Source organism: Bradyrhizobium sp. SZCCHNR1017, from assembly GCF_032381375.1.
Classification (GTDB): Bacteria; Pseudomonadota; Alphaproteobacteria; order Rhizobiales; family Xanthobacteraceae; genus Bradyrhizobium.
Genome location: NZ_JAUHIR010000001.1, coordinates 144,964 through 170,455, shown reverse-complemented (window position 1 = coordinate 170,455; position 25,492 = coordinate 144,964). Strand labels below are relative to the sequence as shown.

General features: G+C 66.5%; 24 protein-coding genes. 12 read left to right on the top strand and 12 right to left on the bottom strand.

Annotation, left to right across the window (positions count from 1 at the left end; all coding sequences use genetic code 11):
• Nucleotides 1-91 precede the first annotated feature (91 nt).
• A complete protein-coding gene (locus tag QW863_RS00810; RefSeq protein WP_315712401.1) occupies nucleotides 92-2,359 on the top strand; it encodes a hypothetical protein in 2,268 nt (755 codons plus the stop codon).
• 12 nt (nucleotides 2,360-2,371) lie between these two features.
• Here the strand turns inward: QW863_RS00810 and gmk are convergent, their stop codons facing one another.
• The 7 genes from gmk to fabD form a co-directional block, all read right to left on the bottom strand.
• Complete coding sequence (gene gmk / locus QW863_RS00805; RefSeq protein WP_172109343.1) at nucleotides 2,372-3,031, bottom strand: guanylate kinase; 660 nt, start codon at nucleotides 3,029-3,031, stop codon at nucleotides 2,372-2,374.
• A gap of 3 nt (nucleotides 3,032-3,034) precedes the next feature.
• Nucleotides 3,035-3,922: a YicC/YloC family endoribonuclease gene (locus QW863_RS00800; protein ID WP_315712651.1), complete on the bottom strand. Its 888-nt coding sequence runs from the start codon at nucleotides 3,920-3,922 to the stop codon at nucleotides 3,035-3,037.
• Nucleotides 3,923-4,046: 124 nt separating this feature from the next.
• Nucleotides 4,047-5,336 (bottom strand): endolytic transglycosylase MltG, encoded by a 1,290-nt coding sequence (gene mltG, locus QW863_RS00795; protein WP_315767262.1) that lies wholly within the window; start codon nucleotides 5,334-5,336, stop codon nucleotides 4,047-4,049.
• A 277-nt stretch (nucleotides 5,337-5,613) separates the two neighbouring features.
• Nucleotides 5,614-6,879 (bottom strand): beta-ketoacyl-ACP synthase II, encoded by a 1,266-nt coding sequence (gene fabF, locus QW863_RS00790; RefSeq protein ID WP_315712404.1) that lies wholly within the window; start codon nucleotides 6,877-6,879, stop codon nucleotides 5,614-5,616.
• A gap of 221 nt (nucleotides 6,880-7,100) precedes the next feature.
• On the bottom strand, nucleotides 7,101-7,340 hold the full coding sequence (locus QW863_RS00785) for an acyl carrier protein (protein WP_006610957.1): 240 nt from the start codon (nucleotides 7,338-7,340) through the stop codon (nucleotides 7,101-7,103).
• A 437-nt stretch (nucleotides 7,341-7,777) separates the two neighbouring features.
• Nucleotides 7,778-8,515 carry a 3-oxoacyl-[acyl-carrier-protein] reductase gene (gene fabG / locus QW863_RS00780; protein WP_315712419.1) on the bottom strand — a complete coding sequence of 246 codons (738 nt, stop codon included), beginning with the start codon at nucleotides 8,513-8,515 and terminating at the stop codon, nucleotides 7,778-7,780.
• Between the two features lie 34 nt (nucleotides 8,516-8,549).
• Nucleotides 8,550-9,509, bottom strand: a complete 960-nt coding sequence (fabD, locus tag QW863_RS00775) for an ACP S-malonyltransferase (RefSeq protein WP_315712421.1) — start codon at nucleotides 9,507-9,509, stop codon at nucleotides 8,550-8,552.
• A 372-nt stretch (nucleotides 9,510-9,881) separates the two neighbouring features.
• Here fabD and rpsF point away from each other — a divergent pair, with 372 nt between their 5' ends.
• From rpsF to rplI, 4 genes are all read left to right on the top strand, one after another.
• Nucleotides 9,882-10,343 carry a 30S ribosomal protein S6 gene (gene rpsF, locus QW863_RS00770; RefSeq protein WP_315712423.1) on the top strand — a complete coding sequence of 154 codons (462 nt, stop codon included), beginning with the start codon at nucleotides 9,882-9,884 and terminating at the stop codon, nucleotides 10,341-10,343.
• Between the two features lie 5 nt (nucleotides 10,344-10,348).
• The gene (gene rpsR / locus QW863_RS00765; RefSeq protein ID WP_008963441.1) at nucleotides 10,349-10,588 is read left to right on the top strand and encodes a 30S ribosomal protein S18; all 240 of its coding nucleotides are present in this window, start codon (nucleotides 10,349-10,351) and stop codon (nucleotides 10,586-10,588) included.
• 132 nt (nucleotides 10,589-10,720) lie between these two features.
• Nucleotides 10,721-11,671, top strand: a complete 951-nt coding sequence (locus QW863_RS00760; protein ID WP_315712425.1) for a hypothetical protein — start codon at nucleotides 10,721-10,723, stop codon at nucleotides 11,669-11,671.
• A 49-nt stretch (nucleotides 11,672-11,720) separates the two neighbouring features.
• Nucleotides 11,721-12,314: a 50S ribosomal protein L9 gene (gene rplI / locus QW863_RS00755; protein WP_315712426.1), complete on the top strand. Its 594-nt coding sequence runs from the start codon at nucleotides 11,721-11,723 to the stop codon at nucleotides 12,312-12,314.
• Nucleotides 12,315-12,374: 60 nt separating this feature from the next.
• Here the strand turns inward: rplI and QW863_RS00750 are convergent, their stop codons facing one another.
• The gene (locus QW863_RS00750) at nucleotides 12,375-13,151 is read right to left on the bottom strand and encodes a hypothetical protein (protein WP_315712428.1); all 777 of its coding nucleotides are present in this window, start codon (nucleotides 13,149-13,151) and stop codon (nucleotides 12,375-12,377) included.
• Nucleotides 13,152-13,573: 422 nt separating this feature from the next.
• Here QW863_RS00750 and QW863_RS00745 point away from each other — a divergent pair, with 422 nt between their 5' ends.
• The 4 genes from QW863_RS00745 to QW863_RS00730 all read left to right on the top strand — a co-directional run bounded on the left by QW863_RS00745 (nucleotide 13,574) and on the right by QW863_RS00730 (nucleotide 19,459).
• A complete protein-coding gene (locus tag QW863_RS00745; protein ID WP_315712430.1) occupies nucleotides 13,574-14,824 on the top strand; it encodes a cyclopropane-fatty-acyl-phospholipid synthase family protein in 1,251 nt (416 codons plus the stop codon).
• Between the two features lie 641 nt (nucleotides 14,825-15,465).
• Nucleotides 15,466-16,974: a replicative DNA helicase gene (locus QW863_RS00740; protein ID WP_315712432.1), complete on the top strand. Its 1,509-nt coding sequence runs from the start codon at nucleotides 15,466-15,468 to the stop codon at nucleotides 16,972-16,974.
• 45 nt (nucleotides 16,975-17,019) lie between these two features.
• Nucleotides 17,020-18,204 (top strand): alanine racemase, encoded by a 1,185-nt coding sequence (gene alr, locus QW863_RS00735; protein ID WP_315712433.1) that lies wholly within the window; start codon nucleotides 17,020-17,022, stop codon nucleotides 18,202-18,204.
• Between the two features lie 727 nt (nucleotides 18,205-18,931).
• The gene (locus QW863_RS00730; RefSeq protein WP_315712435.1) at nucleotides 18,932-19,459 is read left to right on the top strand and encodes a hypothetical protein; all 528 of its coding nucleotides are present in this window, start codon (nucleotides 18,932-18,934) and stop codon (nucleotides 19,457-19,459) included.
• A gap of 373 nt (nucleotides 19,460-19,832) precedes the next feature.
• Here the strand turns inward: QW863_RS00730 and QW863_RS00725 are convergent, their stop codons facing one another.
• The gene (locus QW863_RS00725) at nucleotides 19,833-20,723 is read right to left on the bottom strand and encodes an SDR family oxidoreductase (protein ID WP_315712437.1); all 891 of its coding nucleotides are present in this window, start codon (nucleotides 20,721-20,723) and stop codon (nucleotides 19,833-19,835) included.
• Nucleotides 20,724-20,814: 91 nt separating this feature from the next.
• Between QW863_RS00725 and QW863_RS00720 the strand changes: the two genes are divergently transcribed.
• On the top strand, nucleotides 20,815-21,642 hold the full coding sequence (locus QW863_RS00720; RefSeq protein ID WP_315712439.1) for a helix-turn-helix transcriptional regulator: 828 nt from the start codon (nucleotides 20,815-20,817) through the stop codon (nucleotides 21,640-21,642).
• Nucleotides 21,643-21,796: 154 nt separating this feature from the next.
• Nucleotides 21,797-22,567 carry an exodeoxyribonuclease III gene (gene xth, locus QW863_RS00715; RefSeq protein WP_315712440.1) on the top strand — a complete coding sequence of 257 codons (771 nt, stop codon included), beginning with the start codon at nucleotides 21,797-21,799 and terminating at the stop codon, nucleotides 22,565-22,567.
• Between the two features lie 28 nt (nucleotides 22,568-22,595).
• Here xth and QW863_RS00710 read toward each other — a convergent pair whose 3' ends face one another.
• Together QW863_RS00710 and QW863_RS00705 are read right to left on the bottom strand one after the other, a co-directional pair.
• The gene (locus tag QW863_RS00710) at nucleotides 22,596-23,099 is read right to left on the bottom strand and encodes a hypothetical protein (protein ID WP_315712442.1); all 504 of its coding nucleotides are present in this window, start codon (nucleotides 23,097-23,099) and stop codon (nucleotides 22,596-22,598) included.
• A 158-nt stretch (nucleotides 23,100-23,257) separates the two neighbouring features.
• Nucleotides 23,258-23,983, bottom strand: a complete 726-nt coding sequence (locus tag QW863_RS00705) for an alpha/beta hydrolase (RefSeq protein WP_315712443.1) — start codon at nucleotides 23,981-23,983, stop codon at nucleotides 23,258-23,260.
• A gap of 104 nt (nucleotides 23,984-24,087) precedes the next feature.
• Between QW863_RS00705 and QW863_RS00700 the strand changes: the two genes are divergently transcribed.
• Complete coding sequence (locus tag QW863_RS00700) at nucleotides 24,088-25,074, top strand: helix-turn-helix domain-containing protein (RefSeq protein ID WP_315712444.1); 987 nt, start codon at nucleotides 24,088-24,090, stop codon at nucleotides 25,072-25,074.
• A gap of 13 nt (nucleotides 25,075-25,087) precedes the next feature.
• Here QW863_RS00700 and QW863_RS00695 read toward each other — a convergent pair whose 3' ends face one another.
• Complete coding sequence (locus tag QW863_RS00695; RefSeq protein ID WP_315712445.1) at nucleotides 25,088-25,381, bottom strand: GlsB/YeaQ/YmgE family stress response membrane protein; 294 nt, start codon at nucleotides 25,379-25,381, stop codon at nucleotides 25,088-25,090.
• Nucleotides 25,382-25,492 lie beyond the last annotated feature (111 nt).

Below are 25,492 nucleotides of genomic sequence, written 5' to 3'. Positions count from 1 at the left end.
CGCCGTTGCGTAAGCGTATCCGGAGTCTTCAATGGCAAGCCGAACGGCAGGAGTTGCGTTTGCCATTGCAGCCGGAATCGCCGGCACCGTCGTGCTCGTGCTGCCGCGCGTCGTGTTGGCGGCGGAGGAATGTCTGACCGAGCCGACGGGAGAGAAGTCTGACGCGCAACGCTGGTACTATCGTTTCGATCGTGGCACCAATCGGCGTTGCTGGTATCTGAAAGACGCCAACGGCAATACCCGTGACGCCGCGGCACCGATGCGGGCCGCGCAGCAGCCGACTCCCTGGGACTTCGCCCAGCCCGCTCCACCCAAACTGACGCCGAGACGCAGCGATGGCCCGGTCGCTCGCACCAGCGACGCCCTCGCCGAAGCGCCGCAGCCGCGGCTGCGTGCCGATCTCGCCGTGCGGGGCACGCCGAAGCCGCAGACTCTCGCCACGCCGACGACGCTGACGGCATCGGACACCAGCCTGCCGCGCAGCCTCGATAGCTCGCCCTGGCCCTCTGCCCCGCCGCAACAGGCGGACCCGATCGCGGCCGATGCGCCACCACCGGCAATGGCCGACGACGGCAATGCGGAGCCGGACGCGAATGCGGCGCCGACTGCCGACGGGCCGATCATCGCACCCAAGCCGAGCAAGCCCGAAGCGCCCATCCACGTGCTCATGCTCGTGGTCATCGGCGCACTCGCGATTTCAGGACTGCTGGCGAGCGCGCTCTATCGGCTCAGCCGGATGGGACGGCGGCAACGGCGCAACGGCAGCTGGCACGCGGACGCAGTACGGATGCGCCGCAGTCGCATCAAACCACGCTCCAAGGCGCCGCAGGGCGGGATGCGTGCGAACCGCGGCAGCATGCCGGCGGCACCATCCCAGCCAGGCGGCAGCCGCGGCTCCCAGCCGGCTTCGGCGCTCGACCTCGCCAGCGCGCGGCTGTCCGCTTCAACGGACCAGATCGACCCCCGTGCGCAGCGACCGGCGCCGTCTCCCCAGCATCAGGATCACCCGGCCGTGGCCGCACGCCGACGCGACCGGGACGCGGCTGCGGAGATGCAACGATCACAATCCACCGACGCAGTATGGCAGGCGGTCGATGAGTTGGTGGATCGCGCAGCAGTGCGCCGGGCCGAGCCTTCCGGGGCACAGATCGCTGCGACCAACGCGCCGCCATCGCCGGTTGCCGCAACTGCCGCATCGCCTGCTGCTCCGGCGCAGGCACAACTGGCGGCTGCCCAGATGGCCGCGGCGCAGGCCGCTGCCGCCAAGATTGCAGCAGCCCAGGCGAGCGCCGCTGCTGCAGCCGCCTCGCCGCGCTCGCCGACCTATGCGGCACCGACCGCGCCCGCCGAGCCCTGGCCGGCGGCGCAGCGGGTTGAACCAGCGAATCCCACCCGCATCCAGGCAGCCGCAGCAATGCCGCCAGCCGCCCCGCCACCGGCGCAGGCTGCCGCGACCGCCGCCCCACCTGCCCCTGTCGACGTCAGCGAAATCGTGTCGGCGCTGCGCAAGGCCCGAAGCAGCGATGTCACGTCCCCCTCTGCCGGCGCTCCGATCGACGCCGCCAAGGTGATTGCCGCGCTGCTGGTGTCGCGCGCGGCCAAGCGGCACGCCACGCAACCCGGCGAGGCTAGCGATGATCCGGCTGCAGCGGCCCTCGCTGAGACGGCTCCGCCAACGCAGGCGGACGCTGCACCCCGGACCACGCAGGCGTCGCAACACCTGACGAACCATCCGCGTGGCGGCCAGCCCGTCGCTCAGCCCGTTCCCGGGACGCCCGATCAGCCTGCCTCCCCGCGCGCGCCGTCAACGGCACCAGCCGATCCAGCGGCCGCACTGATCGAGACGCTTCGCGCGCATGCGGCACGACAACCGGCCCCTCAGCCTGACGATGACATCGCCGTGGGCGGACCCGCGATGATGTCGGAAGCCCCTGCCGCCGAAGACGATGAGCTCGACGATCCTGCGGCGGCGCTGATCAACCTTCTGCAGTCGCGCTTTTCATTGCCCGAAGACGAGCTGGAGGCAGAGCCGCAGCAGGAGGAGTTCTCCGTCGAGGCTCAGCAGGACGTCGCGCACATGCATGATGATCCCGCGGCCCGACTGATGAGTCTCCTGGAATCGCGGTCGTCGATCCCCGCCGCGCTACCTATCGACAGACCGCAGGCGCAGCAGCAGCCACAGCGCCCGTCGCAGCAGCGTCCCCTGTTCGTGCCGACGCCGTTCGAGGATCCGGCGACCCCGCCGCTCGACTTCATTCCGCGGCCTCCGGCGCTGCGGCCGCGGCCGCGCAACATTCAGCAGGATGATGAGCTCGACGGCATCCAGGACATCCTGGCGCGCCTCGGCCGGCGGGCGTAGACGGAAGGCGTTTCAGCTCTCGAGCTGGCGCTGCAGCTCGCGCACGAAGGTCGTCAATCCGGTCCGGCGCTCGCGCTTCAGGCGCTCGGCCTTGAGGATCGACTGCACCTCGGCGAACGCATCGTCCACGTTGCGGTTGATGACGATGTAGTCGTACTCCGCCCAGTGGCTCATCTCGTGGCTGGCGCGGCTCATGCGCCCGCGGATGACCTCGTCGGAGTCCTGCGCGCGCGTGTGGAGACGCTTCTCCAGATCGGCGGCGGACGGCGGCAGGATGAACACGCTGACGACGTCCTGCCGCGCCTTCTCGCGCAGTTGCTGCGTGCCCTGCCAGTCGATGTCGAACAGCACGTCCTGGCCCGCCGACAACGCCGCTTCGACCGGCGCGCGCGGCGTGCCATAGCGATTGTCGAACACGGTGGCCCATTCGAGCAGCTCGTTGCGCTTGGCCATGTCCTCGAAGCGCGCCCGGTCGACGAAGTGATAGTCGCGGCCGTCGACCTCACCAGGCCGCATCGGACGCGTCGTCGCCGAGACCGACATCCGCAGGCCCGACATGCGCTCGATCAGCAGGCGCGACAGCGTCGTCTTGCCTGCCCCCGAAGGCGATGACAGCACGAACATCAGCCCGCGCCGCTCGACCCCATCGAAGCTTCCGTCGTGAGCCGCCATGGATCACTCCAGATTCTGAACCTGTTCGCGAAACTGCTCGACCACGGTCTTCATCTCCAGGCCGATGTTCGTCAGCTCGATGTCGTTCGACTTCGAGCAGGTGGTGTTGACCTCGCGATGGAATTCCTGGGCGAGGAAGTCGAGCCGGCGGCCGACGGGCCCGCCCTTGCCGAGCATCTCGCGCGCCTGCGCGATGTGCGAGGCGATGCGATCGAGTTCCTCGCGCACGTCGGCCTTGGCCGCGATCAGCAGCGCCTCCTGCGCCAGGCGATCGGGATCGAAGCGGTCGGAGGTTTCGAGCAGGGCTGCCACCTGTTCGGCCAGCCGCGCCTTGATCGCCTCGGGCTTGCGGCCCGGCGACGCCTCCGCCCTTTTCGCCAACGCCTCGATTTCGTCGACGCGCTGATTGAGGATCTGACCGAGCGTGTCGCCCTCGCGCCGGCGCATCTCGACGAGATGTTTCAGAGCGGTGTCGAAGCCTGCAATCGCCGCCTCTTTGGCGGCCTTGTCCTCGGCCTCGTCACTCTCCGGCTCGGCCACCTCGATCACGCCCTTGATCGACAGCAGCCCGTCAATGCTCGGTGCGACCGCGTCAATCCTGCCGGCGAGCGAGCTCGCCATCTTCACCACCGCAGCCAGCACGTCCTCGTTGATTCGCACCGTCGACCCGGTCTCGGTGCGCTTGACGGTGAGATTCGCATAGACCGTGCCGCGCGACAGGACTTCCGTCGCGCGCTTCTTGGCGAAGGCCTCGACCTCGTCCCAGCCCTGCGGCAATCGCACCCGGACGTCCAATCCCTTGGCGTTGACCGACTTCAACTCCCACTCGAACGAGTAGGGACCGCTTGCCCCGTGGCTACGGGCAAAGCCGGTCATGCTCGACAGCGCCATTTCGTCCATGTCTCCGGCACATTGGGAACGGGGACAGACTCAACCCCCGCCGAAAGTGCGCGAACCTTACGGCCTTTTGGGCAAATGTTAAGCCCGGTTCTGCGCGGCCGACATGCGTGGGAAATTATTGCTGAACGACCGGCGGGCTCGGCTGCGCCGCCCCCTGACGGGCGCCGTTGCCAGGTGCGGCCCCCGGTGCAACTCCGCCGGTGGCGCGGTTGGCCGGCGGCTTCTTTGCCGCTGCGGGCGCCCGTGGGGTCGCTCCGGCCGCCGGATCGGCCGCGCCACCCGCGACGGCAGGCGGCGCCTCGTCGGGCTCGACGGTGTCGTTCTGGGTCTGCCGCTCCATCGCCCTGAGCTTGGCGACGTTCTTCTGGTGCAGGTCGTAGGTTTCGGTGAAAGCATGGCCGCCGGTGCCGTCGGCGACGAAATAGAGATCGCGCGTGCGCGCCGGATTGGCCGTCGCCTCCAGCGAGGCGCGGCCGGGGTTGGAGATCGGTCCCGGCGGCAGGCCCTCGATCACATACGTGTTGTAGGGCGACGGCTGGGTGATCTCGCTGCGCTTGATCGGACGGCCCAGCGTGCCCTTGCCGCCGACCAGACCATAGATGATGGTCGGATCGGACTGCAGCTTGATCCTCTGCTTCAGCCGGTTGACGAACACGGCGGCCACCCGGCTGCGCTCGTCGGGCTTGCCGGTCTCCTTCTCGACGATCGAAGCCAGCGTCACCAGCTGCTCCGGCGTCCTGACCGGCAGATCCGGACTACGCCGTTCCCAGATCTCGGCCAACACGCGCTTCTGCGCCTGCTGCATGCGTTGCACGACCTGATCGCGGCTGGTGCCGCGCGGAAACTTGTAGGTCTCCGGCAACAACGTGCCTTCGCGCGGAATCTCGCGGACGCTGCCGGTGAAGATCTCGTTCTCGGACAGGCGGGCCACGATCTGCTCTGACGTCAGGCCCTCGGGCACGGTCACCGAATGCTGCACGACCTTGCCTTCGACGATGACGCCGATCACGTCGCGCAACGATGCATTCTTCTGGAACGCATACTCGCCCGGCTTGAGGTCGGAACTGGCCTTCAGGGCATAGACTCCACCGATGAAGATCCACGGATTGACGTCGATCACACCTTCACGCGCGAGCACGTCGGCAATATCGCGTTTGCCCGCGCGCTGCGGGATGTTGACGACCTTGTCCTCCTGCAGCGGTCCTGCCGCTTCCAGGATCTGCCGTCCATAATAGTAGGCCGCGCCCACGCCGAGCATGGCCAGGATGAGCAAGGTGATGATCGCGTTGCCGACAACCACGAACGGATTGCGGGCGCGGTCGGAGCGGCGCGGCGGCGGCGGCACGCGTTCCGGCTCCAGCGCTGCGCGCGGGCTGCGGGGCGAGATGGGCGGCCGTTCACTCATCGATGCAACCTTCAGTCCTGTCGCTCTCGTCGTGGCCGTGCGCTCCCCAACGCAAGCGACCTGAAGTCCACGCCCATTTAACGATTCGTCATCTCGTCATCGAATACGGCGAAAAGGTGTTTTCGCCGGGCCTCACCGCCATGCGCATCCACTTACCGCATCGGCGCCGAAGGCCGACCTGCGAAAGACACGCGAAGTCTTGGGTTCTAGTGTGGCTGCAGTCGGATATCCGCGTGACCAAGCGACAATCGGCCCGCGCGGCATCCGTCCTTCCGCACTAGGTCACCACGCGCCGTAAAACCACCGACGCGTTGGTGCCGCCGAAACCAAACGAGTTCGACAGTGCCACGTTGATCTCGCGTTTGCGAGGTGCATGCGGCACGAGATCGATCGCGGTTTCCACCGACGGGTTCTCCAGATTGATCGTCGGCGGGGCGATGTTATCCCGAATCGCGAGAATGCTGAAGATGGCTTCGACGGCGCCGGCCGCGCCGAGCAGATGTCCGATCGACGATTTGGTCGACGACATCGAGATCTTCGAAGCGGCATTGCCAAGCAGGCGCTCGACCGCGCCGAGTTCGATCTCGTCGCCGACTTGAGTCGAGGTGCCGTGCGCGTTGATGTAGTCGAGGTCGGCGGCCGTGATACCGGCGCGCTTCAGCGCCGCACTCATGCTGCGAAAACCGCCGTCGCCGTCCGGAGATGGCGAGGTGATGTGATAGGCATCTCCGGAGAGTCCGTAGCCGGAGACCTCGGCGTAGATCCGCGCGCCACGTGCTTTGGCGTGCTCATACTCCTCGAGCACGACCACGCCGGCGCCCTCGCCCATCACGAAGCCGTCGCGGTCCTTATCGTAAGGGCGCGACGCGCGCTCGGGCGTCTCGTTGAATCCGGTCGACAGCGCGCGCGCCGCGCAGAACCCGGCCATGCCAATTCGGCAAATCGGCGATTCGGTGCCGCCGGCGACCATGACATCGGCATCGCCGAGCGCGATCAGGCGGCTGGCGTCGCCGATCGCATGCGCGCCGGTCGAGCACGCAGTGACGACCGAATGATTGGGACCCTTGAGCCCGTGCTCGATCGAGACATAGCCCGAGGCGAGATTGATCAGACGTCCAGGAATGAAGAAGGGCGACACTTTGCGCGGACCGCGCTCCTTCAGGAGGATCGCAGTGTCGGCAATGCCCGAGAGGCCCCCGATGCCGGACCCGATCAGCGTGCCGGTGGCACAGCGGTCCTCTTCCGTCGCAGGATGCCAGTTGGCGTCATCGAGCGCCTGACGCGCCGCAGCCATCGCGAAAATGATGAAATCGTCGACCTTGCGCTGGTCCTTCGGCTCCATCCACTGGTCGGCATTGAAGGTGCCGTCGGAGCCATCGCCGCGCGGCACCTGACAGGCCACCTTGGCGGGAAGATCGGAGACCTCGAACGACTCGATCAAGCGCGCACCGCTCTTGCCCTGAAGGATGCGCTGCCAGGTCGTTTCCACACCACAGCCAAGCGGCGAAACCATGCCAAGGCCAGTGACGACAACCCGCCTCATGTTCGTTTCTCCAGACCCGACCTTGAGCGCTTGTGCATCGGCTGACGGCCGTCGCCGCACCTCGGGTCAATTGTTCGAGTAACACGTTCTGGCCGGGCAGCGCGTCCGAATCGTCCATCGCCGACCGCCAGATGACGGCTCATCACGACGCCGCCAACAGCAAGAAACCGGTCGACCGCACAAGACGGATCGGCCGGTTTCGCGCAACTCTCGCCGGAGCGTCAGCTCTTGGCGTTCTTCTCGAGGAACTTGGTGGCGTCGCCGACGGTCAGGATCGTCTCCGCGGCGTCGTCCGGAATCTCGCACCCGAACTCTTCCTCGAAGGCCATGACGAGCTCGACCGTATCGAGGCTGTCAGCACCGAGGTCGTCAATGAAGCTCGCGTTGTCGACCACTTTCTCGGGCTCGACACCAAGGTGTTCGACCACGATCTTCTTAACCCGCTCGCCAATCTCACTCATCGTTCAAACCTCGTGCTTGTTCCTTTAAGACCCGACCCCCGGATGATCCGCATCACCCCGGCCGCTAAACTTCCTTCGCGATCGCGCAAAACCAGATTTGCCCCGCAGCGCCCCTTTACCGAAATTTGGCGGACGACTTGCGGTCCGAAAACTTCGGAAACGGGGCCACTCACAAACTCCAATCCACACTCTCCATGAGGCCGGTACGCCTCCGATCCAGAGCGCTCAAACAGGAACCCGGATCAGCAGCACCAGCCGACGGAGGCCCGGCGAACGATGGCAGCTCGCCCCGCCAATATACAGGGTTTGGAAATCCTGCAATGGCGTTCTTCGTGCCCCGATCAGCTGCCCGGTTACCATACACGCGAATCATTGACCACACGGCCCGGTATAGTGGTCGCGACGTCTTTTCGCCGCATTCCGAGCCACGGCAGAGCCTAGATCATGGCCATGCCGCCATTGACGTGGATGGTCTGCCCCGTGACATACGCCGCCTCGTTGGAGGCGAGGTACACCGCAGCTGCAGCAATGTCCTCCGGCGTGCCCAACCGCGCCGCCGGCACCTTGGCGAGGATCGACTCGCGCTGCTTCTCGTTCAGAGCGTCGGTCATCGGTGTCTTGATGAAGCCGGGTGCGATGCAGTTGGCGGTCACGCCGCGTTTGGCATATTCGGCGCCGAGCGTCTTGATCATGCCGATGATGCCGGCCTTGGACGCCGTGTAATTGCCCTGCCCCGGATTGCCGGTGACGCCGACGATCGAGGTGATCGCGATGATGCGGCCGAAGCGCTTGCGCATCATCAGCTTGGTGGCGGCACGCGAGAGACGGAATGTCGCGGTCAGGTTGACCTTGATCACCTCGTCCCAATCCTCGTCGCGGAGCTGCACGAACAGGTTGTCGCGGGTGATGCCGGCGTTGGCGACGAGAATGTCGACCTGCCCCATCGCCTGCTCGGCGGCCGGCACCAGCGCCTCGACCTCGGCCACGTCGGACAGGTTGCAAGGCAGCACATGCACACGGCTGCCCAGCTCGCCGGCGAGGGTCTCAAGCACCTCGCGCCGGGTGCCGGAAACGGCAACGGTCGCCCCCTGGGCATGCAAGGCCTTCGCGATCGCGTTGCCGATGCCGCCGGTCGCGCCGGTCACCAGCGCGGTCCTGCCACTCAGATCGAACATCCAACTCTCCTCAATGCCGCTTCCAAGCGGCCACTTACGACGTTTTCGCCGCGGCCAGCGCATCCTTCGCGGCCACGATATCCGACGGGCCGCCGACGGCGACGCCGACCGCACCATCCGCGATCCGCTTGACCAGGCCGCTGAGCACCTTGCCGGCGCCGATCTCGAAGAACCGTGTCACGCCCTGGCCCGCCATATATGCGATCGATTCGCGCCAGCGCACCGTACCCGTGACCTGCTCGACCAGGCGACGGCGAATCTCGTTGGGATCGCTGATCGGCGCCGCGAGTACGTTCGAGACCAGGGGCGAGGCCGGAGCCTTGATCGTGACCTTGGACAGCGCCTCCGCCATGACGTCCGCCGCCGGCTGCATCAGCTTGCAGTGGAACGGCGCGGAGACCGGCAGCAGCATGGCGCGCTTCGCGCCCTTGGCGCGGGCGATCTCGACGGCGCGATCGACGGCGGCCTTGTTGCCGGACACCACCACCTGGCCGCCGCCATTGTCGTTGGCGGCCTGGCAGACCTCGCCCTGGGCCGCCTCTTCGGCGACCGCTACAGCCGCCTCATAATCCATCCCGAGCAGCGCGGCCATGGCGCCGACGCCCACCGGAACGGCCTTCTGCATGGCAAGCCCACGGGTGCGCAGCAGGCGGGCAGTATCCGCAATCGTCAGGCTGCCGGCGGCGGCCAGCGCCGAGTATTCGCCCAATGAGTGACCTGCGACAAAGGCGGCGTCGCGTCCGACCGAGAATCCGGCCTCGGTTTCCAGCACCCGCAAGGTTGCCATCGAGACCGCCATCAGAGCGGGTTGGGCATTTTCGGTCAGCTGCAGGGTCTCGGCCGGACCTTCCCAAATGATGGTCGTCAGCTTCTCACCGAGGGCGGCATCGACCTCCTCGAACACCGAACGAGCCACCGGGAAGGAGTCGGCGAGCGCCTTGCCCATGCCGACGGCCTGGGACCCCTGCCCCGGAAAAGTGAATGCTGCCGTCATGGCCGCCCCCTGAACGTTCCAAAATCCCTGGAATTGAGTAACTTTGGCCGGAAAGACACTGGCCGGCCCTGTGATGTCAAGCACGTGACGGGCGCAATTCGACCACTTTCCCTTGCCTTGGCCCCGAAAATCGGTATAAGGCGCGCCATCCGTGGATCCCGAGCCGGGAGCTGAACGGACGGTCCCAGCAAACTCACCTTGCTCAACCTTGGGGATTTAACCTCTCCAAGCTGTCCTGGTGACTTTGATGTGGCAGGGCCAGTCGGCCCGTCGTCCCGTGTTCCCGCCTTCTGAGCTGACGTCTGCGAGTCCTTTCCACAAGGTCTCGAAGGGCTTGACGCCGGGATTTGCGCCAACTTGGAAAGGACAGCCATGCCGCTTTACGAGCATGTATTCCTCGCGCGTCAGGACGCGAGCACCCAGCAGGTGGAAGAACTGACGGCTCAGATGACCGGTATCGTCGAAGGTCTCGGCGGTAAGGTCACGAAGTCCGAGAATTGGGGCGTTCGCTCCCTCACCTACCGCATGAACAAGAACCGCAAGGCCCACTTCGTGCTGCTCAACATCGACGCGCCGTCCGCGGCGATCGCCGAGATCGAGCGCCAGGAGCGGATCAGCGAAGACGTGATCCGCTACCTCAGCGTCCGCGTCGACGAGCTCGAGGAAGGCCCGTCGGCGATGATGCGCAAGGCCGATCGCGACCGTGAGCGCGACGACCGCGGCGGTGGCTTCCGTGGTGAGCGCGATGGCGGCGGCTTCCGTGGCGATCGCGGTGACCGTGGCGATCGCGGCCCGCGCCGGCCCCGTGACGAAGAAACTGCGGACGAGGAGTAAGATCAATGGCTGAAGCCCCCGCACGTCGCCCGTTCTTCCGCCGCCGCAAGACCTGCCCGTTCTCCGGGCCGAACGCGCCGAAGATCGACTACAAGGACTCCAAGCTGCTGATGCGCTACGTCTCCGAGCGCGGCAAGATCGTGCCGAGCCGCATCACGGCCGTGTCCGCCAAGAAGCAGCGCGAACTCGCGCGCGCCATCAAGCGCGCCCGCTTCCTCGGCCTGCTGCCTTACGTCATCCGCTGATTGCGGACCTCGGACCGGCGGCCCCGCGCCGCCGGCTCCTTCCGTTGAATTCTCATAAGGCTTCCGGGTCGTCCGGTCGCCGATGGTTGGGGCGAAGGCGCCTCTAACCGCTCGAAGGGAGCGGGACAGCTGATGATCGGAACGCTTCTCATCGCGCTCGCGGCAGGCGCTGCCTCCGCGGTCATGTTCGCCTCGACCGGATCGGGCGTGATGACGGCGCTCGTGCTTGCGCTGCTCGCGCCCGTGCCGCTGCTCGTCGCCGCAATCGCCTGGGGCCGGCTTTGTGCCGTCATCGGCGGTCTCATAGCAACCGCTTGCGTGCTGGCCATCTTCGGCTTCGATCGCGCTCTCGCCTTTGCCGTCTCCGTGACGCTGCCGGCCTGGTGGCTCGGCCACCTCGTCCTGCTCGGCCGTCCGACGACCAGCCCGTCCGGCCAGGATGGCATCGAATGGTATCCGCCCGGCAACATCCTGCTGTGGATCGCGGTGATCGCAGCGCTGATTGCCGCGTTCTCCTTCGGCACCGACATGACGGCCACCAATCAAGGTCTCAGGCGGCTGCTATCGCGCGTGCTCAGCAATACCGTCACGTCGACCGATGCGGTCGACATTCCCCGGCTGGTCGAGATCCTGGTCTTCATGGCGCCGCCGATGGCCGCGGTGATCATGACCACGATCCTGTCGCTCAACGTCCTGGCGGCCGCAAAGATCACGGCGATCTCCGGCCGGCTGATGCGCCCATGGCCGCGCCTGCGCGACACCAAGCTGCCGCTGATGACGCTGCCGGCGCTGTTTGCGATCATCGCATTCTGCTTCCCGGGCGGGCTGATCGGCATGCTGGCGCGAATCGCCGCCGCAGCGCTGCTGACCGCCTATGCGCTCACCGGATTCGCGGTCCTGCATACGCTGACCCTGCCGCTGCGCACCCGGCCGCTTTGGCTCGGCCTCGCCTACGCGCTGATGCTGACGTTCATCTGGCCGATCCCCATGCTGGCGATGATCGTCCTCGGCCTCGCCGACGCCGCCTTCGACCTCCGTCACCGTTACGGCCCGCGGCAGCCGCCGCCTTTGCCGGTGCCGTAAAAGTTCAACCTCACACCAACCGCTTCCGAACATCACAAGGAGAACATCGATGGAAGTCATTCTGCTGGAACGTGTCGCCAAGCTCGGCCAGATGGGCGAGATCGTGAAGGTCAAGGACGGGTTCGCCCGCAACTTCCTGCTGAAGCGCAAGAAGGCGCTGCGGGCCACCGCCGAGAACAAGGCCAAGTATGAGGGCATGAAGGCCGAGCTCGAAGCCAACAACATCAAGGCCAAGGGCGAGGCGGCCAAGGTCGCCGAGAAGATCGACGGCCGCGACATCGTCATCATCCGCCAGGCCTCCGAATCCGGCCAGCTGTTCGGCTCGGTCTCGGTGCGCGACATCGTCACCGCCCTCGCCGCCGACGGCATCACCGTCAGCCGGCCGCAGGTCTGGCTCGACGCCCCGATCAAGACGATCGGCAAGCAGACGATCACCATCGCGATCCACCCGGAGGTCGAGACCTCGGTGACCGTGACGGTCGCCCGCAGCGCCGACGAGGCCGAGCGCATCAAGCGCGGCGAGGACATCTCGACCCGCCAGGAAGACCGCGACGCCGCCGCCGAAGCGATCGCGGCCGCCGGCGAGTTCTTCGATCCGGAGGCCCAGGACGAGGGCGCTGCCGGCGAGCCTGCGCAGCAGTAAGCGCGCCAGCCCATTTGCGGAAAAGCCCGGCTCACCGAGCCGGGCTTTTTCATTGTCGTCTCACCGCGAGGGCGAGGACGGAACCGAGGGATCCGACGGCACCGACTGGGTCGTGGCCGGCGCCGGCGTCACCGGCGGGACCGGATCGGCGCGCAGCGCCGGCGCGGCCTCGCTCGATCTTGCCGGCTCGACCCGCGGCGGCTCGGAGCCGGCAGCGCTGTCCTCGCGCGACGCCGACGGCCGGGTCGCACCGGTCGGCTCGCCGCGCGTCTCCTCCGCAGCCGAGCCCTCCTGGGCCGGCTTCTTGCGCTTGCCGAGCCGGCCCTTCTTCGCGGGCGCGCTGCCCTCGCCGTCGGCCGGCGCAGCGGCTGGATCAGTTGCCGCGTCGGGCTTCGCCTCGGCCGGCGCGGAGCGCTTGGAGTGATGACCCGAACGGCGGCGCGGCTCGCCTGGGCTGGCAGCAGCATCCGCGGCGGCCGGTTTCGCCTCGGGCGGCTCGGTGGCGGCCGACCGGGCGCGGCGCTCGGACCGCGTCTCCTTGCCGGAGTGGCCCGTTGATCGCGCATCCGCAGCGCCGTTCGCAATCAGGTAGTTGGCGAGCACGCCGGCCATCTCGGGGCTCGTCGTGTAATGCTGGCGCAGAAATCCGGGCAGCGAGCTGGCCGAGGTGTTCTTGGCCAGGCCGCGCGGCGACTTGTGGCAGACCACGCAGGTCCCGTTGTAGATCTGCGCAGGACTCTTGCCCGCATCGAGATTTTCCTGCGCAACGGCGGCCCCCGCGAAGCCCATGCAGAACACCGCCACCACCGTCGCCAAATTGAGCGCTCGGCCCACCATTCTCATTCTCCAGCTATGGTTTCGCCCACACGGCGCCGCCCCGCGCGACATCCGCTGCCGTGTTTCCTCTCGCTATCAGCCGAACGTGACAGCGGACATTGCGGTCGCTCCACGCCCTCGACGGCGATCCCTTCAGACCTCGTCCGGCGGTCAGATGCCGGACACCGGCCAAAAGACCGGCGGCCGCGGCCTTTTTAACGGATTGCGGAGCGAATGAAAGCGCACAGATGTTCCTGCGCCGAGATGTCCATCGATCAATGACGGCTCGGAATATCGGCGTTGTGTTCATGGCAGTGGCGTCGGCTTGTGCCCGCCGGGTAACATAACAACGTGATGATAGGGAACCAATCGGTTCTCAACGCGTCGAGTGCGACGGCCTGGAAAGTCAGCAACTCACGGGAATAGCTCGTTGGGTGGTGTGGATGGACCGTTTGCTGCGAAGTCTGTTGAGTAGCTTCATTCGCCGTGGCTCGATCAGCTTTACGACCGCCAGCGGCACGTCGTTCAGCTGCGGGGATGGAACCGGCGTCCCCGTGGCGGCACGATTTCTGACTCGTGAAGCCGAGCGCCGGATTCTGGCCAACCCCGAGCTCGCGCTCGGCGAGGTCTATACGGACGGCTCGTTCGTGGTCGAACGAGGAACGATCGCGGACCTGCTGTCGATCGTGATGAGCCAGCCGGCCGTGGTGCCCGACTGGGCCAGGCCGCAATGGTGGCTGCGCTATCTGATCCGGCACCTGCGCCAGCTCAATATCCGGGCACGCGCGCGCCGCAACGTCGCCCATCATTACGATCTCGATGGGCGGCTGTATTCGCTGTTCCTCGATGCCGACCGGCAATATTCCTGCGCCTATTTCGAGACGCCGGACGCGACGCTGGACGATGCCCAGCTCGCCAAGAAACGTCATCTCGCGGCCAAACTGCTGATCGGCCGCCGCCATCGCGTCCTCGACATCGGCTGCGGCTGGGGCGGGCTTGGACTCTACCTGGCCGAGATGTGTGATGCCGACGTGACCGGCGTGACCTTGTCGGCCGAGCAGTTGCAGGTTGCCGAGGCCCGCGCGGCCGAACGGCACCTCTCCGCCTCCGCCCGCTTCCTGCTGCAGGATTATCGCGACGTGCCCGGCACCTTCGACCGCATCGTCTCGGTCGGCATGTTCGAGCATGTCGGGGTCGCCTTCTACGACTCCTTCTTTCGCCGCAGCGCCGAGCTGCTCGCGGACGACGGCGTCATGCTGCTGCATTCGATCGCACGCTCCGTGGGCCCTGATGCGACCAATCCCTGGATCGCCAAATACATCTTCCCCGGCGGCTACGTCCCAGCCCTCTCGGAGGTTCTGCCGGCGATCGAGCGCGCCGGGCTCCTCGTCTGCGATATCGAGATCCTGCGCCTGCACTACGCGGAGACCCTGAAGGCGTGGCGCGAACGCTTCATGGCCCGGCGCGACGAGGCCGTGCAGCTCTATGACGAGCGCTTCGCGCGGATGTGGGAGTTCTACCTGGCGGCCGCGGAAATGGGGTTCCGCAAGCAGAACCTGATGAATGTCCAGATCCAGCTGACGAAGCGCCAGGGCGTCGTGCCGATGACGCGCGACTACGTCCACCGTGAGGAGACGCGGCTGCGGGCGCGCGAGCGCGGCAGCCGCCCGGCGCTGCAGATGGCGGGTGAGTAGCGCGCGCGGCCCGCGACGACAACGGAGGGCGGCGCCAGTGCAATGGTCCTGCAGAGACGGACGGCCGCATTCCCTCGGCTGCGCCGCGCCGGTCTCGACTTCAATTCTGAGATGCTCGATGGACGCCTTGCATCCCAACCGCGAGATCATGCCCATCCGACTCAAATTTTCAAACAAATCGTGCGGTCTGTGAACTGGCTCACAGACCCTGGGGAAGCCCGGCCGTAGTGTCCTCGCATGTCCCCGAGCCCCGCCAGAGCCATGTTGGAACCCCAGACCGACTTCAGCACCGACTACGCGCTGATCGCCGCGGGCGTGGGAGCATCCCTGATCGCCCTCCTCTATCTGCTGCTGGTCTGACGCCGGGCGCGGATCCACGCGCGGCCCTGGCACGCCCTGCCGTACCGGCTCTCGTTCCCGCCTCGCCGACGTGTCGAACGATCGCGCCGGTTGATTGCACCGGCGTGTCGCTCGCGCTCGCGCGGCGTTGAGTCCTGTCGGTTCCGTCAAGCGCGGCATCTGGCGAGTCCGGATTCATCCACCAGATTTACCAGACGGTGAATTGCGCTCAGCTTTCGCTTCCGCTTCGCGCGCGACTGGCGCTTTATCCCCTCCCCTTCAAAGCTGCTAAACACGCGGTCATGGCACTTACCGATTCGAACGTTCACAAGCTGGCGTCGGCTGACGCAGCAACGCCGGCCTATCGCAGCGCTCCTCACAACATCGAGGCGGAACAGGGTCTGCTCGGCGCGATCCTGGTCAACAACGACGCGTTCTATCGCGTGTCGGACTTCCTCGAGCCGAAGCATTTCTTCGAGCCGCTGCACCAGACCGTGTTCGAGACCGCGTCCAGCCTGATCCGGATGGGCAAGGTCGCGACGCCCGTGACCTTGAAGACGTTCCTGCCGGCCGACGTCGACATCGGCGGCATGACCGTCGGGCAGTATCTGGCACGGCTCGCGGCCGAAGCGACCACGATCATCAACGCCCAGGACTATGGCCGCACCATCTACGACCTGTCGTTGCGCCGCGACCTGATCGGCATCGGCGAGGACATGGTCAACGTCGCCTATGACGCGCCGGTGGACTTCGCGCCGCGCAACCAGATCGAGGACGCCGAGCGCCGGCTGTACGAGCTCGCGGAGTCCGGACGCTACGACGGCGGGTTCCAGAAATTCTCCCAGGCGCTGACGACCGCGCTCGACATGGCCGCCAAGGCCTTTCAGCGCGACGGCAAGCTGTCCGGCATCTCCACGGGCCTGCGCGATCTCGACGCCAAGATGGGCGGCCTGCAGCATTCGGACTTGATCATCCTCGCCGGCCGTCCCGGCATGGGCAAGACCTCGCTCGCCACCAACATCGCTTACAACGTCGCCCAGGCCTATGTTCCCGAATTGCAGCCGGACGGCACCTATCGCGCCGCCCAGGGCGGCGTGGTCGGGTTCTTCTCCTGCGAAATGAGCGGCGAGCAGCTCGCCACCCGTATCATCGCCGAGCGCTCCGGCATTCCCTCCAGCCACATCCGCCGTGGCGGCATCACCGAGGCCGATTTCGAGAAGCTGCGCGAATGCTCGATCGAGCTGCAGTCGCTGCCGTTCTATGTCGACGAGACCGGCGGCATCTCGATCGCGCAGGTGATGGCGCGCGCCCGCCGGCTGAAGCGCCAGAAGGGCCTCGACCTGCTGGTGATCGACTACATCCAGCTGCTGTCGGGCTCGGGCAAGCGCGGCAACGACAACCGCGTCCAGGAAATCACCGAGATCACCACCAGCCTGAAGGCGCTGGCCAAGGAGCTCAGCGTTCCCATCATCGCGCTGTCGCAGCTGTCGCGCCAGGTCGAAAACCGCGAGGACAAGCGGCCGCAACTGTCGGACCTGCGTGAATCCGGCTCGATCGAGCAGGACGCCGACGTGGTGCTGTTCGTGTATCGCGGCGAGTACTATCTGGCCGCCAAGGAGCCGCGTCCCGGCACCGAGGAGCACCAGAAGTGGCAGATGGAAATGGATCTGGCGCTCGGCAAGGCCGAAGTGATCATCGGCAAGCAGCGCCACGGTCCGACCGGCACGGTCGAGCTGCACTTCGACGCCTCGGTCACCCGCTTCGGCGACCTCGCCCATGACGGCCTGCCGCCGCAGCACCACGACTATTGACCTGACGCGGTTGAACCGTGACGCCGCGGCGCGTAAAAGCGCCACATGAGTGTTCCCGAACAGAAACCCGCCGAGCAACCTGTCTCGGCGGTCGACGAGGCTGTCCCGGCCAGCGCCACCGGCGTGCTGACCATCGATCTCGACGCGCTCGCCGCCAATTGGCGCAAGCTGGAAAAGACCGCAGTGCCGGCCGAATGCGCCGGGGTGATCAAGGCCGACGCCTATGGCTGCGGCATTCCCCAGGTGGCGCGCACGCTCGCCGCGGCCGGCTGCAAGACCTTCTTCGTCGCGACGCTCGCGGAGGCAAAAGTCGCCCGCGCCGCTTTGCCGGACAGCGCCGCGCTCTACGTGCTCGACGGCTTCTTCCAGAACACCGGCGACGACTACGCGGCGATCAACTGCCGTCCTGTCATCGGCGACCTCAACGAGCTCGCCGAATGGGACATGTTCTGCCGTCGCACCGGCTGGAAGGGCGGCGCGGCCATCCATGTCGACACCGGCATGAACCGGCTCGGCCTCAGCCCGATCGACGCGCATGGCATGATCCCGCGCATCCAGACCGGCGACCATGGCATCACGCTGGTGATGAGCCATCTGGCCTCCGCCGAGCAGATCAACAGCCCGTCGAATGCACGCCAGCTCGCGACGTTCCGCGAGGTCGTCAGCGTGTTCGCCGGCGTGCCCGCCGCGCTTGCCGCCTCCTCCGGCATCTTCCTCGGCGCCGCTTTCCAGTTCGACATGGTCCGGCCCGGTGCCGCGCTTTACGGCGTCAATCCGACGCCGGAGGCCGACAATCCCATGCAGCCGGTCGCCGAGATCAAGGCGCGCATCGTGCAACTGCGTGACCTCGCGCGCGGCGACACGGTCGGCTATGGCGGCACCTGGACGGCGCGCCGCCCGACAAAGATCGCGATCCTCTCCGCCGGCTATGCCGACGGCTATTTCCGCGCGGCGAGCTCCAACGACGGCACCCGCGGCGCCGACGTCATCATTGCCGGCCAACGCTGCCCAATCGCAGGGCGCATCTCGATGGACCTGATCGCGGTGGATGTCACCGACCTGCCGCCGAAGGCCGCCCGCCGCGGCCACTTCGCCACGCTGCTCGGCGAGGGCATCACCGTCGACGAGCTCGCGCATCATTTCGGCACCATCGGCTATGAGGTCCTGACCAATCTCGGCCGGCGCTATCATCGCATCTACAAGGGCGGCGCGGCGGCAGCGGAAAGCTGATCGCGCGCAGCAACGCTCTCTGTCTGACGTGCATACAGCTGCTTCCACATCGTCATTGCGAGCGCAGCAATCCAGAGTCCCGCACACCACCCTGAATTGCTTCCGCCTTCGCTCTTCGAGCTACGGCGGACAAGTCGCTGCGCTCGCAATGACGGTGAACTGACATGAGCCATCGTTCTCGCGGCATACAACGCCCGAGGCTTGCATCTCTTTTTCACCCTCTTCGAAAGACGAGGGCGCAGGGAATGCCGGGTGAAGGCCTCACCCATGGCCCGCCTGCAGAAAAAAAGCAGGCGGCAGTCACCACAGGTTCAGCCGGTCAACCGGCATTCCCCGCGCGATGGCTTTACGCCTTATGCGTACTCTCCCCGGGGATCGGCTGTCTTGCCCCCGTGACCGGCGGATCATCACCGCCAGCGTAGCATCAGCGTCGAGATGCCAGGACCATACGTCTTCGACGTGCGCCTCGTGCCGTTCGTCCGCACGGCCTCAAGCCATGCTGCGACCCCAAGCGCCCACCACATCCCACCCCGCGTGTCATGACGATCGCGATACGCCCCTCGTGCCGAGGCGGGACGGAGGGAGTGAAGCATGTTTTTCTGATAAACGGAAGTACAATATTTTTCGCGGAAGGACTGGACAGGGTGAGTCGCGTTGAGATCGTTGATGAATTCCGCGTTTCGGCGCGCCCGTTAGGGCCAAGCTACGCTGGCTAGGGTGCCTGGTCATGACGGATGTCGTTGGCGCGCTTCATCTCTCGCGCCAGATCGTCGACAACCTGCGCCAGGGAGCGGCCATCACTCGCAGTGAGCGACTTCCGCAGCTGCCGCGAACTCCAGAGAATTGCGGCAACGAATATGATGAAGGGAAGCCAGGAGACAATCAGGCTTACATACCATGGAACATCATTAGTCATACCCAGCTTCTTCCCTGCAAATATCTACGAGACCGCCCGGCTCGTTCAGATGAGTCGCGCGACCGGCTACAATCTTCTGTCATTCGCCCGCTTCATCTCATCCGCCAGATCACCGACGATCTGCGCCAGCGAGCGACCATCGCCGGCCGTCAGAGACGTCTGAATCCGACGGGTGCTCCATGCAACGGCCAAGACGAACATGATCAGTGGCAACCAGGCTATGATCAGACTTACGTACCAAGGCACATCGTCATTCACACCCAACCTCCACGCATGGTCTCCGCTCGGCGGACCAGGGGCGAGGCTATGATCTTAATCATTAAAAAGTCGGCTGGATGACAACGAGAATCTGCACAATGAGCACATGTAGCTAGGGGCCATACTTTGGTGAGAGGAAGCGCCTCCGCCTCAGGCGCCCGAGCGCGCGCCACATCGTCATTACGAGCGCAGCGGCGAAGCGACGCAATCCAGAATCCCACATGCCACCCTGGATTGCTTCGCTGCGCTCGCAATGACGGGCTGATGGATATCGGCACACGGCTGCGACAGCGCCCGCTGCTGTAGCCCGGATGAGCGCAGCGATATCCGGGGGTCTCACGTGCCGTATCGGAAAACCCGGATGTCGCCGCGCTCATCCGGGCTGCGGGGCTGGTCGCGCAAGAGCGCCATCATTCGATCAAGATGGGCGCTGCGGGTCGGTCGCGGCCGGCGCTCACGCCTTGAAGTAGTCCGGCTGGCCAATGTCGGCGATCAAACCGATCCCGTCCGGTCTCCAGCCCAGGCGCTGCTGTGTCAGGACGCTGGAGGCCGGCATGTCCAGCCCTGCGAACATCGCCAGTGGACCGTAGTAGTCGCCCGCCTCCTCCTTGCTGATCGACACGACCGGCACGTTCAGCGCGCGGCCGATCACCTCGATGACCTCGCGCATGGGGACGCCCTCCTCGCCGACGGCGTGGTAGATCGCGTCTGCAATGCCCTTCTCCAGGGCGAGCCGGTAGAGGCGGGCGACATCCGATCGATGCGCCGCCGCCCAGCGCTCGGTGCCTTCGCCGACATAGGCGGCGCGGCCCTTCTGCCGCGCGAGCTCGACCAGATAGGAGATCAGGCCGGCCTTGCCCGGCGCGCCGTGCACCTGCGGCAGGCGGATCACCATCGCGCGCACGCCACGCGATGCGTAGGCCAGGCCGGCCTGCTCGGACACGCGCGGGACATGCGCTGACGACTCGCGCCGCATGTCTTCGGTGACCACCACATTGGCCGCAACGAGCCCCGTTCCGGAGGTGACGATGAACGGCTTGTTCGTGCCCACCAGCACCTCGCCCATGGCTTCGATGGCGGCCTTGTCGATGGCGCCGTTCTCCGCGAATTTCGCGAAGTCGTGGATGAAGGCGAGATGGATCACGCCGTCGGCCTCCCTCGCGCCGCGCTTCAGGCTCTCGATGTCCTGCAGCGAGCCGCGATGAACCTGCGCGCCCAGTTGCTCGAGCGTGCGGACGTTCTCCGCGGAGCGCGCGAGGCCGATGACCTGATGCCCGCCGGCGATCAGCTCCCTGGTGGTTTCGGAGCCGATGAATCCGGCGGCGCCGGTGACGAATACGCGCATGAGACACACTCCCTGTTCAGACCGCCGGGATATTGCTAGGCTGCTCATGCGGGTAAAGTCGTGACTTTATACGGGTATAATCGCTAACAGGATGACGGACGCCAACCCTCTCGGGACCTATCTCAGGGATCGCCGCGCCAAGCTCGATCCGACCGCCTTCGGCCTGCCGCTGCAGCGGCGGCGAACGCCGGGGCTTCGGCGCGAAGAGGTGGCGCAGCGCGCCAATGTGAGCGCCACCTGGTACACCTGGCTCGAGCAAGGGCGCGGCGGCGCGCCCTCCGCCGACGTGCTGGACCGCATCGCGCGCGCCATGATGCTGACCGACGCCGAGCGCGAGCATCTGTTCCTGCTCGGTCTCGGCCGGCCACCCGAAGCCCGCTATCACGCGATCGACGGCATCTCACCCCGTCTCCAACGCGTGCTCGACACGCTGGAATACAGTCCCGCCTTCGTTCGCACGGCGACATGGGACATCCTCGCCTGGAACAGGGCGGCTGCGGCCGTCCTCACCGACTACAGCACCCTGCCGGAGGGCCAGCGCAATGTTCTGCGCATGATGTTCCACGACAGCCGCGTCCGCGCCGCACAGCCCAACTGGCAGGCCGTGGCGCGCTATGTGGTCGCGTCCTTCCGCGCCGACGTGGCCCGCGCCGGCGCGGCCCGCAATGTCCAATCGCTGGTCGACGAGCTCTGCGCGACGAGCCCGGAATTCGCGGCGATGTGGCGCGATAACGATGTGCAAGGGCGGCACGGTGACGGCGTGAAGACCCTGCAGCATCCCGTCGCCGGATCGCTCTCGATGGAATTTTCGGGCTTCGCCGTCGATGGCCGGCCCGACCTCACCATGGTGATCTACAATCCCGCGACGCCGGACGATGCCGACAAGATCCGCGCGCTGGTGGCGTCGCGACCGAAGTAGGTGCGTGCGCCTCTCGACTCGCGCCGCCGAGAAGCACGCGGGTTGCCTGATAGGCCGGGCTTTCGTAGCAGCCTTGGCTGCATCGACGCTGCCGCTTGAACAAAAAGCCGATTGCGAGCTTGGTCATCCGGACCATCCCACGGCGACGGGCATCATGAAGATCGCGACCTTCAACATCAACAATGTCCGGCGGCGGCTCCCCAATCTGCTGCGCTGGCTGCGCGCGGCCAGGCCCGACATCGTCTGCCTGCAGGAGCTGAAATGCACCCAGGCCGATTTCCCCGTCGATGCGATCGCCAAGGCCGGCTATGGCGCGGTGTGGCAGGGACAGAAGACCTGGAACGGCGTCGCGATCCTTGCGCGCAAAGCCGAGCCGGTGCTGACCCGCACCGCCCTGCCCGGCAATCCCAGAGACCAGGAGGCGCGCTACATCGAGGCCGCGGTGCGCGGCCTCGTCGTCGGCTGCCTCTATTTGCCGAACGGCAATCCGCAGCCGGGGCCGAAATTCGACTATAAGCTCGCCTGGTTCAAACGCCTGCAGAAGCACGCGGCTGATTTCATCAAGGACGACCTGCCGGCCGTGCTCGCCGGCGACTACAATGTGGCGCCTGCTACGCTCGACATCTATCCGACGCGATCCTGGGACAAGGACGCGCTGATCCAGCCGAAGAGCCGCGCCGCCTTCAAGGCGCTGGTCGATCAAGGCTGGTGCGACGCGATCCGCATGCTGCATCCGGACGCGCCGATGTTCACGTTCTGGGACTACAAGCGCAACCGCTGGCCGCGCGATGCCGGCCTGCGGCTCGACCACCTGCTGCTGAGCCCGCAGCTCGCGCCGCGCCTTGCCAAGGCCGGCGTCGACAGCGCCATCCGCGGCGAGGACGGCGCCAGCGACCACGCGCCGGCCTGGATCGTGCTGAAATAATCCGAACTCGCCTGTCCGCGTCGGAGCCTCAGCCGCGGTCGGGCCAGGTCTGCTGCAGATTGGTCGCGCGCTCGGGCAGGCCCTCGGTCAGCACCGCCATGCCGCCGCACACCGGCAGATGCACGACGAGGCTCGCGGCATCCGGCACGTTCGGACGCGGCGTCACGTTCCACAGCATGATCTCCTGACGCGTGCGGCGGATCTCCTTGAACTCGTAACTATACGTCTCCGAGCCGCGCGGATATTCGCGCCAGAGCTGGCCTTCCTTGCGGAAGCTGCTCTGCGTGCCGTCATAGCGATCGGAATAGGACAGGCAGGCCGGCACGTTCAGCGCTTCGAGCACGGCCGCGCCGACGTTCGACGCCGCGGGAAGGACGCTGTTCGCCGCGCCGATCGCGGCGAACACGGTCGTGATCGCGCCGGCGGCCATCGCGAGCCAGCCGGCCCTGGTCGCGGCCGGCCGCGCGGGCGCTTTCGCGGCTGATGTCTTGGATGCAAGACCCCGAGGGGACGTCAGATGGAGCTGGGCCATGACGCGTTCTCCGATGGTGCGGCGAGGATGGAGGCCCCGCCGGGCTGCATTCATCGGAGATCAGTCTGGCCGATCGCGCTCCCGGCGAATGTGACGCCGATCACAACCTGAAATGATGACCGACCGGCGCCACACCGGGAGCGTGGCGACACGCGCCGTCAATCGCGTCCCGCATCCATGATCGCCTGCGCGAGCCGGCCGGGATCGGAGAAGCACAGCTCATGGCTGCCGGGCACCTGGACCAGCCGGAACAGGCCGAGCTTGCCGGACAGCCGCGGATGCCATGGCAGGCTGTGCGGCAGCGCCGTGTCCTCGGTGCAGTTGATGTAGGATTTCGCGATTGCCATCTCGGCGGGATTGGCGCGCAGCTTGATCTTGTCGGTGAAGGTCTTGTTGGGATGCGGATTGAGCATCTCATAGGCGCGCGTCGCGGTGGCGAGATCGGCGTCGTTGATGAAGGCCTCGCGCCAGACCGGGAACGGCAGCACCACCGAACCGTCGCCGCGCTCCGCAGCGACGGCGTCGAACAGCGCAACATAGTGCGGTGGCACCATGTCGTTGAGGCACTCGCCGTCGTTGGGCACGAACGCATTCCAGTAGACCAGGCGGCGGATGCGCTGAGCGATGCGGTCGGCGACGCCGGTGATGACCATGCCGCCATACGAATGCCCCATCAGCACGGCGTCGGTGATGTCATGCTCGGTGAAGTAGTCGCAGATCGAGGCGATCGCCTCGTCGAGTCCAGTGGTCTTTGCGTCGCCGGGGCGGTTGCCGCGGATGGTCGGCAGATGGACGGTGTGGCCGGCGGAGCGAATATGCGCGGCGACCGGCTCGAGCTCGGCGCCGGTATGCCAGGCGCCATGGACCAGGACGTAGGTTGACATGATCACGTTCCTTTGCACGATGGAAGGCGGTGCAAGGACTATGGGCCGGACCGCGCCCGCGGCGCTTGGCTGCAACTGAACCCGATTGGTCTCGGAGTGAACCGATGGGCGCCGAGCCGGAACGGCAGCGGAGCTGGAATACGGCGGCGGTGCGGCCGGAGGAGCAGTTCTCGTATTACCGCGAGGCGATCTGCCAGGCCTTCATGAACTTGACGCCGGAGCCGGCGCGCGGCATCGGATTCGCTGCGGAGGTGCAAAGCATCAGCCTCGGGAGCGGCGCCATCAACCGCGTCAGCTTTCCCGAGCACATCGTACGTCGCTCGCGCACGGACATCGCCGCTTCCACCCAGCGCTGCTTCTATCTCAACCTCAAGCTCGCCGGCCGCTGCACCATCCTGCAGGACGAATGCGATGTCAGCCTGTCCGCCGGTCAGGTCGGCATCTTCGACAGCGATCGCACCTTCGTGCTGCAGCACGATCGCGGGCCGTCGCTCGGCGTGATCTCGTTCCGCGTCCCCGCCGATGCGCTGTGCAGCCGCCTGCCGGCGGAGCCGGACATCGCGCCGACGCGGCTGTCCGACGATCCATGCGTCGGCGCACTGATCGTGGAGACGGCGCGCTCCCTCAACGCCAATGCGCTGCGGCTCGCGCCCGACGATGCGTCGGCGCTGTTCGGCGTGCTGCTCGATCTGGTGGCGCTGAGCCTGGCGCGCCGCGGCCGCCGCGAGACGCATGCGACCACCTCATTTGCCGATGCGACGACCTTGGCGCTACGCCGCGCCATTCACGAGCGGGTGCGCGAGCCCGGCCTGACGGTGGCGACCATCGCATCTGTCGTCGGGATCAGCGAGCGCTATGTGCACAAGCTGCTGGCCCGCGCCGGGACCAGCTTCTCCGACCTGGTGATGGAGCGCCGGCTCGATGGCGCAGCGCGCGATCTGCGCGATCCCGCCCGATGCGGCCGGGACATCGGCCGCATCGCCTTCGACTGGGGCTTTTCGGATCTGTCGCACTTCACGCGCCGCTTCAAGCAGCGCTTCGGCATGCGCCCGCGCGACTGGCGCGCGGAGACCGCGCGTCACCCGGGCTGACCACCGCCTGCGGTCAGCGCGGACTCCGTTCGCGGGCTGCGCCCCACAACCAGATTGCCGCCAGCAGGACCAGCGAGCCGACGAACGCCGCGACGACATCGCGCAGCGAAATGACGATGCTGCCCATGCCTGGAAACAACCCGAACAGGTTGAACAAGACACCACCGATGAGGGCGCCGACGCATCCCAATCCGATGTTGGTGAGGAGCCCGAAACCGGCTCGGCGGCGCTTCACCAGGATTCCGGCAAGGCCGCCACCAATCAAGCCGACGACGAGCCAAGTCCCTGCATGTGCCAGTGTGAACATTCTTCACTCCGTCGGTCTGCCGTCACCCCTCAGCTGGAGCATCACGGCCAGCAAGCAAGATCATGAGAACACATTGCCGAGCGAAGCGAGACCGCCAGTTGCTACACGGAA